This window comes from Methylomonas defluvii (genome assembly GCF_033949435.1).
In the GTDB taxonomy this organism is placed as follows: domain Bacteria; phylum Pseudomonadota; class Gammaproteobacteria; order Methylococcales; family Methylomonadaceae; genus Methylomonas; species Methylomonas defluvii.
The window spans coordinates 77,149-90,617 of sequence record NZ_JAXARY010000007.1 but is presented as its reverse complement, the minus strand read 5'-3'; the positions used below and the strand labels follow the sequence as shown (position 1 = coordinate 90,617).

Annotated in this window: 10 protein-coding genes; all 10 read left to right on the top strand. The window is 53.3% G+C overall.

The genetic code is table 11. From position 1 onward, the window contains the following. The 10 genes from thrC (at nt 1) to QLH52_RS09345 (ending at nt 13,403) form a co-directional block, all read left to right on the top strand. On the top strand, nt 1-1,095 hold the full coding sequence (thrC, locus tag QLH52_RS09390) for a threonine synthase (protein ID WP_033158097.1): 1,095 nt from the start codon (nt 1-3) through the stop codon (nt 1,093-1,095). A gap of 54 nt (nt 1,096-1,149) precedes the next feature. Next, complete coding sequence (gene recJ, locus QLH52_RS09385; protein ID WP_319961423.1) at nt 1,150-2,895, top strand: single-stranded-DNA-specific exonuclease RecJ; 1,746 nt, start codon at nt 1,150-1,152, stop codon at nt 2,893-2,895. A gap of 6 nt (nt 2,896-2,901) precedes the next feature. Then, nucleotides 2,902-4,443 (top strand): ArnT family glycosyltransferase, encoded by a 1,542-nt coding sequence (locus QLH52_RS09380; protein ID WP_240618131.1) that lies wholly within the window; start codon nt 2,902-2,904, stop codon nt 4,441-4,443. Then, nucleotides 4,424-5,119 carry a phosphatase PAP2 family protein gene (locus QLH52_RS09375; RefSeq protein WP_033158094.1) on the top strand — a complete coding sequence of 232 codons (696 nt, stop codon included), beginning with the start codon at nt 4,424-4,426 and terminating at the stop codon, nt 5,117-5,119. The genes QLH52_RS09380 and QLH52_RS09375 overlap by 20 nt, the downstream gene beginning before the upstream one ends. Further along, nucleotides 5,116-5,577, top strand: a complete 462-nt coding sequence (locus QLH52_RS09370; RefSeq protein ID WP_211555156.1) for a YaiI/YqxD family protein — start codon at nt 5,116-5,118, stop codon at nt 5,575-5,577. The genes QLH52_RS09375 and QLH52_RS09370 overlap by 4 nt, the downstream gene beginning before the upstream one ends. Before the next feature lie 69 nt (nt 5,578-5,646). Next, entirely contained in the window at nt 5,647-6,522 is an 876-nt protein-coding gene (gene dapA / locus QLH52_RS09365; protein ID WP_319961361.1) for a 4-hydroxy-tetrahydrodipicolinate synthase, read from the top strand. Between the two features lie 2 nt (nt 6,523-6,524). Further along, on the top strand, nt 6,525-7,271 hold the full coding sequence (gene bamC / locus QLH52_RS09360; protein WP_319961360.1) for an outer membrane protein assembly factor BamC: 747 nt from the start codon (nt 6,525-6,527) through the stop codon (nt 7,269-7,271). Between the two features lie 99 nt (nt 7,272-7,370). Next, nucleotides 7,371-11,264 carry a phosphoribosylformylglycinamidine synthase gene (purL, locus tag QLH52_RS09355; RefSeq protein ID WP_319961359.1) on the top strand — a complete coding sequence of 1,298 codons (3,894 nt, stop codon included), beginning with the start codon at nt 7,371-7,373 and terminating at the stop codon, nt 11,262-11,264. 184 nt (nt 11,265-11,448) lie between these two features. Continuing rightward, the gene (locus tag QLH52_RS09350; protein ID WP_319961358.1) at nt 11,449-12,762 is read left to right on the top strand and encodes a sensor histidine kinase; all 1,314 of its coding nucleotides are present in this window, start codon (nt 11,449-11,451) and stop codon (nt 12,760-12,762) included. After that, entirely contained in the window at nt 12,759-13,403 is a 645-nt protein-coding gene (locus QLH52_RS09345; protein ID WP_319961357.1) for a response regulator transcription factor, read from the top strand. Before QLH52_RS09350 ends, QLH52_RS09345 begins: the two co-directional genes overlap by 4 nt. Nucleotides 13,404-13,469: the final 66 nt, after the last annotated feature.

The following is a 13,469-nucleotide window of genomic DNA, read 5'->3' as shown; positions in this document are numbered from 1 at the left end:
ATGACAACGCAAACACGCTATACAGGCATCATCGAACGCTACCGCGACCGCTTGCCGGTCTCCGCCGACACCAGGTTGATCAGTCTTTGCGAGGGCAACACCCCGCTGATTCAACTGCAAAACATCCCGCGCTTGATAGGTAAGGATGTTGATATCTATGTGAAATTCGAAGGCTTGAATCCGACCGGTTCGTTTAAAGATCGCGGTATGACCATGGCAGTTACCAAGGCCGTGGAAGAGGGCAGTCAAGCCATTATTTGTGCGTCCACCGGCAATACCTCCGCCGCCGCTGCGGCGTATGCGGTGCGGGCTGGCATTCGTGCCTTCGTTCTAATTCCTGAAGGCAAGATAGCGCTGGGCAAGTTGGCACAGACCATGATGTACGGCGCGAAAATCATCCAGATCAAAGGCAACTTCGATGCCGGTATGTCTATCGTCAAGGAAATTGCCGATCATGCGCCGGTAACCATAGTTAACTCGATCAATCCTTATCGGATCGACGGCCAAAAAACCGCGGCGTTCGAAATTGTCGATGCCTTGGGCGATGCCCCGGATTTCCATTGTTTGCCCGTCGGCAATGCCGGTAATATCACCGCGTACTGGAAGGGCTATAAAGAATATTCAACCGATACGGCCACGCATAAAGCCGTGACCAAAAAACGTCCGGTAATGTGCGGCTATCAAGCGGCCGGTGCCGCGCCATTTTTAGCCGGCCATCCGGTGGAAAATCCGGAAACGGTCGCTACGGCAATCCGCATCGGTAATCCACAATCCTGGGACGGTGCTTGGACCGCGCAGAAACAATCCGGCGGTTGGTTCGCATCGTTTACCGACCCGCAAATTCTGGCCGCACAAAAAATGCTGTCGGCTTATGAAGGTATTTTCTGCGAGCCTGCCTCCGCGACCTCGTTGGCGGGTGCCTTGCACGACATCGCTAACGGCAACATCCCGGAAGGCAGTACCATCGTCTGTACCTTGACTGGTAACGGCATTAAAGACCCCGACACCGCCATCGCGCAATGCAAGGACGATCAACCCATCACGATAGACGCGACGCTGGATGCGGTAAAAAAAGCCATTCTGGATTCGATGTGAGTCTAGCGATGAGCATCGACAAGCCGGCAATTGCCGGCTTTTTTATTGCCTGATATGTATTTGCAAAGCGTTAAAAAAGTCATCCTGCCCAGGCCGGTGCAGAATAAGAATCCGCACTTTGGTGAGATGGACCCGGTGCTGCAACGGATTTTTAGCAGCCGTGGCGTGCAGAGTGCCGATGAACTGGATCGGAGCTTGGCGAGCTTGCCATCGCCTTGGCTGCTGACCGGCATGAAGGAGATGGTCGAGCATTTGGTGTCGGCGATCAAACAGCAGCAAAAAATTACCGTGGTCGCCGATTTTGATGCCGACGGCGCCACCAGCTGCGCCCTAGCTTTAAAAGGCTTCGCGCTGCTCGGGGCGAAAGCCTTGGATTTTGTGGTGCCCAACCGTTTCGAATACGGTTACGGCTTGACGTCGGAAATTGTGGAGTTGGTGAAGCGGCAGAGTCCAGACATTATTGTTACTGTGGACAATGGCATATCCAGTATTGACGGTGTCAAAGCCGCCAAGGCTGCCGGTATCAAGGTGTTAATTACCGATCACCATTTACCAGGACTGGAACTGCCGGACGCCGATGCCATCGTCAATCCCAATTTGCCTGACGATAAGTTTCCAAGCCGAAACATCGCCGGCGTAGGGGTGATGTTTTATATCCTGATGGCCTTGCGGATTCGCTTGCGCGAATTGCATTGGTTTGAAAAGGCCGGAATCCCTGAACCGAATCTGGCGCGTTTGCTCGATTACGTGGCCTTGGGTACGGTGGCAGACGTGGTGGCTTTGGATCAAGTTAACCGGATCTTGGTGCATCAAGGCTTATTGCGCATCCGTTCCGGGCAATGTCAGGCCGGCATCAAAGCCTTGGCCGAAGTGGCCGGCAAGCAATTGGCCGGGATTCATGCCAGCGATTTGGGCTTTTCCATCGCACCGCGTTTGAACGCGGCCGGCCGGATGGACGATATGTCCTTAGGCATTCAGTGTTTGCTGACCGACGATGCCGGCTTGGCGCATGATATTGCCGAGCAATTGCATGCCTTGAACCAGGATCGAAAAGAAGTCGAAGGGCAGATGAAGACCGAGGCGATGGTCTTGCTGTCGGAAATGAAGGCTCTGGATGAAAAACACGTGCCGGCTGGTGTGTGTTTATATGACGGCAATTGGCATCAGGGGGTGATCGGCATCCTGGCGTCGCGGATCAAGGACCGCTTGCACAGGCCGGTTATCGCCTTTGCGCCGGCAGATAATGGCGATATCAAAGGTTCGGCGCGTTCCATCACCGGTGTGCATGTTCGCGATGTGCTCAGCGAGATTGCTGCCAAACATCCACAGATATTAAGCAAATTCGGCGGTCACGCGATGGCAGCGGGTCTGACGATTAAGCTACACGACTATCCGCATTTTGCCCTGGCTTTTGCCGAGACAGTGGCAGCGAAACTGGAACTGGTGGATCTGGAACAGAAGGTCTATTCCGATGGTGAACTGGATGAGCAGCATATGACTTTGGTCTTCGCGGAAACGCTGCAGCAGGCGGCGGTGTGGGGGCAAACCTTCCCGGAGCCGGTATTCAATGGCGTATTCGATGTGATCCAGTGCCGCATCGTCGGGCAGCAGCATTTAAAGTTTGTGTTGCGCTTGCCGTTTAGCGGCCAGTTGCTGGATGCAATCGCGTTTTTTGCCGATCACCCGGAAAAATGGCTGGGTTGCCGAAAAATCAACGCGGCCTATAAGTTGGATATTAACGAATTTCGCGGCCAACGCAGCCTGCAACTGTTGTTGCATTATCTGGAGAAATGGGAATAAGCGCCTATGTCTGAGAGACTGTTACGCTGGATAGACGCACATACGTTGGCTTTGCTGCTGGCGCTCATGTTGTTGCGCGGCGGATTTCTGCTGATCAATGGCTTTGATTTGATCGGTGACGAAAGCTATTACTGGGATTGGTCGCGGCGACCGGACTGGTGCTATTACAGCAAGCCGCCGATGATCGCCTGGCTGATCGGTGCGTTTACCTGGTTATTGGGCGATCATACGTTTACCGTGCGTTTGCCGGCGCTGTTGTTGGGTACAGTATTTCTGGGGTATTTTCACGCCACGGCCAAGGCATTTTACGGTGCGCGCGGCGGGGCTTTGGCGCTGTTGCTGGTGTTGGCGACGCCGATCAATGTGTTGGCCAACTTCCTGATGACCATCGACGCGCCGCTGTATTGTTTCTGGATAATCACCGTTTACTATTTAAGACGGGCACTGTTCGACAATCAGGCGCACGCCTGGCTATGGGCCGGTTTGGCCAGCGCCGCCGCCTTGCTCAGCAAGCAATCAGCATTGATCTTGCCGTTAATGTTACTGATCTTTTTAGCCTTGGATAAGCAACGCCGGGGGCTGTTGAAAAAAGAGTTTCTGATTTATTTAAGCCCTATCGTGATCGCGGCAGTGCCGATTTTATGGTGGAACCAGCAACACGATTGGGTGATGTTCGGGCATAGTAGAGGTCATTTCGGTAACCATGAACCGGTCAGCGTACTTAAGCATTTACAATGGGCCCGAGATTTTCTGCTTTACCAGCTGTTACTGGTCTCGCCGGTGTTGTTTGTGCTGGTGCTGATTAGCAGCGCGCAAGCGGCGTTCAATTTTAAACGCCTGGCTGCGGAACAACGCTTTTTGCTATTGATGGGGCCAGCCTTGTTGCTTGGTGTGTTGCTGCTCAGTGTGCTGCAAAAAGCCCAAGGCAATTGGCCGATGCCGTTTTATTTTACCGGCTTGATTTTGTTGGCCGGCAACTGGCTGGCCGGCGCCTGGAAGAAAGCCTTGAAATACGGTGTTGCATTGGGTTTGGCAATGGTGCTGTTGACCTATTCGCTGCCCATCGTGTTGCAAGTATTTAAATTGCAAAACACGGCCTTCGATCCCACCAAGCGTTTCAACAGTTGGCAGGAGTTGGCGATTAACATGCATTTCGAGCGCTTGATCAGTTTGCCCAATCTGGATAACACCTTTGTGGTAGCCTTGGGCCATCGTTATCTGGCGAGCGAGTTGGCGTTTTACTTGCCCGATCATCCCCAGGTTTATCGTTACGAACCCAGTGGTGTGGTGACGTCGCAGTACGAAGTTTGGCCTGGTCCGCAGGCGTTTGTCGGCAAAAATGGCTTTGTGCTGGGTGAAACCTCGGAGGAAAACCTACCCGCAGAATTGAAAGCGGCGTTTCAAAATTTTCGCTTCTTGGCGCAAATCCCCAATCCTGCCAAGCCGAGTTCCCCGTATTACCTGTATTTAGGTGAAAACCTGAAGTTTTGGCCGGAAACCGTCCGGCTAACATTGGATAAGGAAAGCTATGCCCCATCGGAAAATTAGACGCGCGCGCAACGAACTCATGCTCGTGTTGCTATTGGCGGCACTGACCACGCTATTGTTTGGGCTGACAGACCTGGATTTGCGCCTGGCGGCCTTGTTTTATCATCCGGAAAATCCCGGCGATGTCTGGCCGACCCAGCATTGGTGGCCCTGGAAACTGCTGTATGACTATGCTTTTCCGTTCACCTTGTGGGCCGGTCTGATAGCTTTAGCGGTTTATGTCCTCAGTCATTTCAATACTCATACGCAACGCTTTCGCCGTAAGGCCTTGTATATTTTATTGGTCATTGCTTTGGGGCCGGGCTTGGTGGTTAATCTGATTGTCAAAGATCACTGGGGAAGACCCCGGCCGGTGCATGTCAGCCAGTTCGGCGGCGAGTACCAATATGTGCCGCCTGCCAAATTTGGCCACACCCCGGATAAGTCTTTCGTCTGCGGTCACTGTTCGGTGGGCTATACATTTTTTGTATTGTATTTTCTGTCGCAAAACCACAAAGCGATTTATTTTCTTCTGACCATAGTCTTGGCTTGGACCCTGGGCTTTACCCGGATGACTTCGGGCGGGCATTTCGCGTCGGATATTTTGTGGTCCGGATACCTGGTATTTTTGGTGGCTTATGCCTTGTACTACGGTTGGTATATACGAACAAAACCGGAAGTGAAGACCGCGCAATGACGGTGGCAATCAAGATTTGGGTGGATGCGGATGCCTGTCCTAATTTGATTAAAACGGTTTTGTTCCGCGTCGCCCAAAAAAGGCAGTTGGAATTGCTGCTGATTGCCAATCAAAGCATCGCCGTGCCGCCATCTCGTTATATCCAATCCATTCGCGTCAGCGGCGGTTTCGATGTCGCTGATGATTATATCGTCGAGCATCTGCGGGCCGGCGATCTGGCGATTACCGGCGATATTCCGTTGGCTGCAAAAATCCTAGCCAAGCAGGGGTTTGTGATTCATCCGCGCGGCGAAGCTTATACGGTGGAGAATATCGGTGAAAAACTGGCCATGCGCGATTTCATGGAAGGCTTGCGCGACAACGGTTTGGCATCCGGTGGTGCGGCGGCCATGACGGCCAAAGATGTCCAAAATTTCGCCAACGCGCTGGATAGATTTCTGGCCGCCCGGCAAATATAACAGGCTGAGTTTTCAGGGTTAGCTTGATATAATGCCCCGGTTTTATATACCTAAACACGAGAGATTTGCATGATTCAAGGTAGTATCGTTGCGCTGGTAACCCCGATGACGGAAGACGGTGCGGTGGATGAAACCAGTCTGAAACGGCTGGTCGAATTTCATATAGAGCAAGGGACTGACGCATTGGTAGCGGTTGGTACCACTGGCGAATCGGCAACTCTCGACGAAGACGAGCATTGCGCAGTCATTAAATTTATCGTCGATTGCGTGGCCGGACGGATACCGGTTATCGCCGGCACCGGTGCCAATTGCACCCGCGAAGCGATACACCTGACTCAAAAAGCCAAGCAAGCCGGTGCGGACGCCTGTTTGCTGGTCACGCCTTATTACAACAAACCGACCCAGGAAGGCTTGTACCTGCATTACAAAGCCATCGCCGAAGCGGTCGATATTCCGCAAATTCTGTACAACGTGCCGGGGCGTACCGCTTGCGACTTGTTGCCGGAAACCGTGGGTAGACTGGCGAAAATCGATAATATCGTGGGTGTGAAAGAAGCAACCGGCAAGTTGGAAAGAGTTAAAGAAATCCGAGATTTAACCGGCGACGATTTTGCACTGTATACCGGCGACGACGCCACCAGCTGCGAATTTTGTTTATTGGGCGGCAACGGCAGCATCACCGTGACCGGCAACGTGGCACCGAAACTGGTCCACGAAATGTTGGCGGCGGCAATGGCGGGTGATCGCGCGACTGCCGAGGCGATAGATGCCAAATTGACCGGTTTGCACAGCAGCCTCTTCATACAATCCAATCCTATCCCGGTCAAATGGGCGGTGGCGGAAATGGGTTTAATGGGCCAAGGTATTCGATTGCCTTTGACTTGGCTAACCGAGGACTGTTTTGCTACCGTGCGCGCGGCGATGCATCAAGCCGGCGTTTTATAACCATGAAAACTCGCCTATACGGTCGTCTGACGCTGGTTTCGGCGTTGCTGTTGAATGCCTCGTGCAGCACCATCAAGAGCTGGTTTCCGGATAAGGAAAGAGATTATCAATTTACTACCGAAATCCCCGAATTAGTCGTCCCTGACGATCTAAAAACCAAGACCTTGGCGACCCGTCCGGTAAGCAATGCGCCGGAAACTGCACCAGAGCCGATGCGGCAAGAGCCTGTCCGATCCGCGGCAGCCGCAGAGCCGGCGCCCAGTAAGCCGGAAAAAACCGAAGCTAAAGAGACTGTCGCGGCAGCCGGTTCCGGGAAAAGTGTGCAAGCGGCCGGCAGCAGTGGCGTCAGCAGTTTACAAATCGATCAATCCGCCACTCAAGCGTGGTGGATAGTCGGCAAAGCCTTGAGCCGCCAAAAATTGGAAGTGGTCGAGCGGAATATGGACAAAGGCTATTTCTTCGTCAAATACGATCCTGACGCGATTAAGCCGGAAGACGGTTCCATTCTGGACGAAATCACTTTTTTATTCGGCGACGATCCCAGCCAGGAACAGGAATATCGGGTAAGCCTGCATCAACTTGATGAATTGCTTACCGAAGTGACGGTGCAAGATAGTGACGGTAAGACCCTGTCAAATGTCGCTGCGACCTCTTTGCTCAGATTGATCACCGAAGGCATTAATCAGGATATACCCAGCGGTACCGCTGACAAGTCGGACAAAGCAGCCGACAATACGCCGTCGCCATAAAATCGCCGCCTTGTTTGTGATTTGGGGCTTGCCGTGTTTTATCTGCGGAATGTCCTGTATTTACTCTTTTAGCTATAAAAAACCATTCAAACACAGCCCATGTTGACCCTATCCGGAACCTCCGCTCTTTCCCGTTTTCGTATTGAAAAACTGCTGACCGAACTGCAGGCAGTGGTCGGCAGCATTACTGCTGTTAGTGCCCGGTTTCAGCATTTCGTGCAAATCGATGGTCAGCTATCCGCCGAGCAATCGGCGATGCTGGGACGCTTGCTCGATTATGGCCAAAGCGAGGAAAGCAGCGAAAATGCGGCCGCGGAAGGGAGCGGCGAATCGTCTGAATCCCAATTTGTCTCCTTGTGGGTGGTGCCGCGTTTGGGCACTATTTCCCCTTGGTCTAGCAAGGCCTCGGAAATAGCCGAGCGTTGCGGTTTGACCGCGGTAAAGCGCATTGAGCGCGGTATCGAATACCGCTTTACCTCTTCCGAGCCTTTGAGCGATGCTGTTAAACACCAACTGGCGTCTTTACTGCACGATAGAATGATTCAGCAAGTGGTTTACGATCAGGCTGGCCTTGATTTGTTTGCCGAGCACGATCCCCAGCCTTTACAAACCGTAGCTATCGTAGAGCAGGGCAGGGACGCTTTGGTTAAGGCCAACGCTGAATTAGGCATGGCTTTGTCGGCTGACGAGATCGATTATTTGACCGAGAGCTTCATCAGTTTGGGTCGTAATCCGACCGACGTGGAACTGATGATGTTCGCCCAGGCCAACTCGGAGCATTGCCGGCATAAAATCTTCAACGCCAGTTGGACCATTGATGGCGAAGAGCAAGCCAAGTCCTTGTTCGCGATGATCCGCAACACCCACAGGCTGAATCCGCAAGGCGTGCTGTCAGCCTACAGCGACAACTCGTCGGTGCTGGAAGGCCCGACCGCGCAGGTTTTCATCCGCGATGCGGCGAATAACTATGCCTACGGCTATGTCGAAGAACAGACGCACCTGCTGATGAAGGTGGAGACCCACAACCATCCGACTGCGATCTCACCGCATCCCGGCGCGGCAACGGGTTCCGGCGGGGAGATTCGCGACGAAGGCGCCACCGGCCGCGGCTCGGCAACCAAGGCCGGTCTGACCGGTTTCAGCGTCTCGCATCTGAAAATTCCTGGTTTCCCGCAGCCTTGGGAAGCCGATTACGGCAAGCCAGAGCGCATCGTTTCCGCGTTGGACATCATGCTGGAAGGGCCAATCGGCGGCGCAGCGTTTAATAACGAATTCGGCCGGCCCAACATCGCCGGCTATTTCCGCAGCTTCGAGCAACCGGCCGAGACCGGAGAGCCTAACCAATATCGCGGTTACCACAAACCCATCATGATCGCCGGCGGCATGGGCAACATCCGGCCGATGCTGGTGGATAAACATCCTATTCCGGCCGGTTCGCTGATCATTATCCTGGGCGGCCCAGCGATGCTGATCGGTCTAGGCGGTGGCGCGGCATCATCGCAAACTTCCGGCGAAAGCGCTGCGGAGCTGGATTTTGCTTCGGTGCAGCGGGAAAACCCGGAAATGGAGCGCCGTTGCCAGGAAGTGATTAATCACTGTAATTCGCTGGGCGAAAACACCCCCATCATCTCTATTCACGACATCGGCGCCGGTGGCTTATCCAACGCAGTACCGGAAATTATTCACGACTGCGATCGTGGCGGCCGTTTCGAATTGCGCAAGGTGCAGAACGCCGACAAGGGCATGTCGCCGATGCAGATCTGGTGCAACGAAGCTCAGGAACGTTATGTCGTCGCGATCAAACCGGAATCGCTGGCATTGTTCGAATCTTTCTGCAAACGCGAGCATTGTTTGTACGCGGTGATCGGTCATGCCACCGACGAGGAACATCTGACGCTGAGCGACGAATGGCTGGGTGGTAAACCCGTTGACCTGCCGATGTCGGTATTGTTCGGCAAGCCACCGAAAATGCATAGAAACGTCCAGCGTTTGACCAAGAATTTGCCCGAATTGCAACTGGACAATGTCGAGTTGGCCGAAGCCGTGAAACGGGTCTTAGCGTTTCCGGCCGTGGCGGACAAGAGCTTCTTGATTCACATCGGCGACCGCTCGGTGACGGGTTTGGTCGCTCGCGACCAGATGGTCGGCCCCTGGCAAGTGCCGGTGGCTGATGTTGCGGTCACGGCTTCCGGCTTTTATGCCCACACCGGCGAAGCAATGGCAATGGGTGAGCGCACGCCGTTGGCTTTGATCGACGGTCCTGCTTCCGGACGCATGGCGATAGGCGAGGCGTTGACCAACTTGGCAGCGGCTCGTATCGGCAAGCTCAATGATGTCAAACTGTCCGCCAACTGGATGGCCGCCTGCGGCAGTCCCGGTGAAGACGCCGCGCTGTTCGATACCGTCAAGGCGGTGGGCATGGAATTGTGCCCGGAATTGGGCATTGCGATTCCGGTAGGCAAGGATTCGCTGTCTATGAAAAGCGTGTGGCATGAGAAGACCATGACCTCGCCGCTGTCGCTGATTATCACCGCCTTCGCGCCGGTGCAGGACGTGCGTCGTACACTCACTCCCGAGTTGAAAAATGCCGATAGCGTGTTGCTGTTGATCGATCTTGGCCGGGGCAAGAACCGTCTCGGCGGTTCGGTGCTGGCCCAAGTTTACAATCAGCTCGGCAACCGGGCTCCGGATCTGGACGACGCGAGTTTGTTCAAGCGTTTCTTCGATACCATTCAAGCCTTGAACGACCAAGGGCTGATTCTGGCTTACCATGATCGGGCCGACGGTGGTTTGCTGGCTACGGTAACCGAAATGCTGTTTGCCAGCCGTAAAGGCGTTGAACTAGATATTTCCGAACTGGGCGACGACGCACTGGCGACCTTGTTTAACGAGGAATTGGGCGCGGTACTGCAAGTAAAAACCACTGAATTGGATCATGTCGCGCGACTGTTGGATCAGGCCGGGCTGGACGAATTTACCCATATCGTCGGTAAATTAAGTTCAGATCAAAAGTTACGAATCGTCCGTAACGGCAAGGAAATTTACAGTGCGAAACGCGCTGAACTGCAACAAACCTGGTCGGAAGTCAGCTTCAGGATGCAAGCCTTGCGCGACAATCCCGATTGCGCACGGCAACAATTCGAGCGAATCGCCGATGACAACGATCCAGGTTTGTCCGCTCAGTTGACTTACGACATCAACGACAACATCGCTGCAAAATTTGCGGATGCGGATCGACCTAAAGTCGCGATTTTGCGGGAGCAAGGTGTCAACGGCCACGTGGAAATGGCGGCAGCCTTCGATAGAGCCGGTTTCGCGGCCATCGATGTGCACATGACCGACATCATCAGCGGCCGGGTGTCGCTGGCCGATTTTACCGGTCTGGTGGCTTGCGGCGGTTTTTCTTACGGTGACGTGCTCGGTGCGGGCGGCGGCTGGGCCAAATCAATTTTATTCAACCCGAAAGCACGCGACGAATTTGCCGCGTTTTTTGCCCGCCCCGATACGTTTGGTTTGGGGGTTTGTAACGGGTGTCAGATGATGTCCGGCCTGAAGGATATTATTCCAGGTGCGGAACACTGGCCGCAGTTCAAACGCAATCTGTCGGAACAATTCGAGGCGCGGGTAGCGATGGTCAAGGTGCAGGCTTCGCCGTCGATTTTCTTCCAAGGCATGGCAGGCTCTATATTGCCGGTTGTGGTCGCTCATGGGGAAGGGCGCGCCGAGTTCGATTCCGAAAACCCTGCCGAAGCCGAGGTTGCGATCAGTTATGTCGATAATTACGGCAAGGAAACCGAAGCCTTTCCGGCCAACCCGAACGGATCACCGCTGGGCATTACCGGTTTAACTACCGTCGACGGCCGTTTTACCATCATGATGCCGCATCCGGAACGTTGTTTCAGGGCGATACAGAACTCCTGGCATCCGGCCGATTGGTTGGAAGATGGGGCGTGGTTGCGAATGTTCAGAAATGCCCGGGTTTGGGTAGGCTGAGTCAGCGCCGAGGCTTGCGTTTGGTTAAATAGGATCGAGCTTGAGTAACCCATATCCCGAGCCTCTCAATGATTCAGGGGCTCCAATTTGCAGTTCTCATCGCCAGGAAATAAATAAGAATTTTTCCTATAGCTGTGTGGGAAGCTAGACGGGATAATAGAGGGTTTTCAACGCACTCCACGTTATGAGCCTTCGCTACCAGATTATCTGTCGCATCCTGCTGTCTTCGGTTTGTATTTTGGTATTGGGCGGGGCGATTGCGGTCTGGCAAGCCCGCCAAGCGGTCGAGAAGGAGGTGGATGCCTCGATTCATCTGGCTTTGCAGCTGATCACCTTGGGCATCACCGATACGCCGGTATTTCAACAAAGCGACGATTTATCCCGCTTCAGCGCCTTGCGGCAAACGCGGCATTTGAGCATTCAATTGCAAAAGCCGGACGGACAGTTAATCCATTTTGCCGGCGAAAATCAGCCGACCAATCCCGAAGAAATGCCGCCTAGTTGGTTTATCCGTTTGGTCAAGGGCGACTATCCCAAAGTCGAGCATCAGCTGAACATGCAGGACGGCAAGTTGTTGACGCTGATTATTCAGGCTCAGCCGCTCGATGAAATCACCGAAGTCTGGCAGGAAAGCGTGGCGTTTTTTGCGTCGATTTCCTTGTTGACCATGTTGACTTTTCTAGCGGTTAATCTGGTATTTAATAAGTCTTTGCAATCGATTGCGGTCATCGTGGACGCCTTGCGCCTGATCGAAACCGGCCAATATCGGCAACAATTGCCGCCATTTTCCACGCAGGAATTCGATGATATTGCCAAGGCAATCAATCATATGACGGTTGAATTGGAAAAAACCCGCCAGGAAAATCGCGCATTGACACAGCATTCGCTAGCCATTCAGGAAGAAGAGCGCCAACGTCTGTCGCAGGAGTTGCATGACGAATTTGGCCAATCCCTGACGGCTATCAAAGTGATGGCGGTTACGGCAGCGCATCGTAAAGCCGACGCGGCTAAAATAACCGCAACAATCGCGGGAATTTGCGATCACTTAATGACTGTGGTGCGTTCGATGATGCAGCAATTGCATCCTCTGGTCTTGACCGAATTAGGATTGAAGGCCACTTTGGAAGAGATGGTTAATCATTGGTCGGAACGCAATGCTGACCTGCGGCTGACGATTCGTTGTAGCGACGCAGTGGATGGTTTGGATAAAAATCTGACTATTCAAGTGTTTCGGGTGATTCAGGAGTGTTTGACTAACGTGGTGCGCCATGCACAAGCCCATAGCGTGACAATTGACTTGGATAAGCTGGATCTCCCCCAGGCATGTTTGCAACTTAAAGTGCAGGATGACGGACGCGGCTGCGATTTGCAGACTACCAGTCAAGGCTTTGGTTTGCTGGGTATAAAAGAACGTATCAAGTCGCTGGACGGCGAATTGCAGGTGTTGTCTCGCCCTGGTTCAGGTATGTTGGTTAATGCGCGAATCCCACTCGTATGAATAACAAGATAAAAATCGTGTTGGTGGATGACCACCTGGTGGTGCGGGCTGGTTTTAAAATGCTGTTGGCTGCCGGGGATAGTGTCGAAGTTATCGGCGAAGCCGAGCGTGGTGAACAGGCTATTCAGCTTTATCAAGAATTACAGCCCGATATGTTGGTGATGGATTTGTCCATGCCGGGGATTGGCGGTTTGGAAACTATTCGGCGGATCATTCAGCGCGATAGTGAGGCAAGAATTTTAGTTTTTAGTGTGCATCATGAACAAGTTTATGTCAGCCGGGCATTGGCAGCCGGCGCGCAGGGCTATATCACCAAAAATAGCGCTCCCGGTATTCTTGCCGAAGCGATAGCGGCAATTATGGCTGGTCAACAGTATGTCGAGCGCGGTTTGGTCAAGGGCGGCGGGGAAGAGCAGCAGTACACCGGTTATCACGCGATAATCGCCGGTTTTTCTGCACGCGAGTTCGATGTATTTAGCTTGCTTGCCCAAGGGTTGACGGTGCATAAGATCGCCGATCAGCTGTGTCTAGGCCATAAAACTGTGGCGAACTACGCCACGCAAATCAAGAAAAAGCTCCAGGTGGACACTACCACAGAGCTTGCTCATATTGCGGTCAATTTGGGGATGACGGCGCGCTGATAGTTGGTTTTAGGGCGGGGGCTGAGAAGGAATAAATTAGCCGTCGTTCAGGCAAAATAATTTCGT

Bases quoted from the DNA above. Each gene is read 5' to 3' on its own strand.
- thrC (WP_033158097.1), top strand. From the start codon at position 1: ATGACAACGCAAACACGCTATACAGGCATCATCGAACGCTACCGCGAC.
- QLH52_RS09380 (WP_240618131.1), top strand. From the start codon at position 2,902: ATGTCTGAGAGACTGTTACGCTGGATAGACGCACATACGTTGGCTTTG.
- QLH52_RS09350 (WP_319961358.1), top strand. From the start codon at position 11,449: ATGAGCCTTCGCTACCAGATTATCTGTCGCATCCTGCTGTCTTCGGTT.
- QLH52_RS09375 (WP_033158094.1), top strand. From the start codon at position 4,424: ATGCCCCATCGGAAAATTAGACGCGCGCGCAACGAACTCATGCTCGTG.
- dapA (WP_319961361.1), top strand. From the start codon at position 5,647: ATGATTCAAGGTAGTATCGTTGCGCTGGTAACCCCGATGACGGAAGAC.
- purL (WP_319961359.1), top strand. From the start codon at position 7,371: ATGTTGACCCTATCCGGAACCTCCGCTCTTTCCCGTTTTCGTATTGAA.
- QLH52_RS09370 (WP_211555156.1), top strand. From the start codon at position 5,116: ATGACGGTGGCAATCAAGATTTGGGTGGATGCGGATGCCTGTCCTAAT.
- bamC (WP_319961360.1), top strand. From the start codon at position 6,525: ATGAAAACTCGCCTATACGGTCGTCTGACGCTGGTTTCGGCGTTGCTG.
- recJ (WP_319961423.1), top strand. From the start codon at position 1,150: ATGTATTTGCAAAGCGTTAAAAAAGTCATCCTGCCCAGGCCGGTGCAG.
- QLH52_RS09345 (WP_319961357.1), top strand. From the start codon at position 12,759: ATGAATAACAAGATAAAAATCGTGTTGGTGGATGACCACCTGGTGGTG.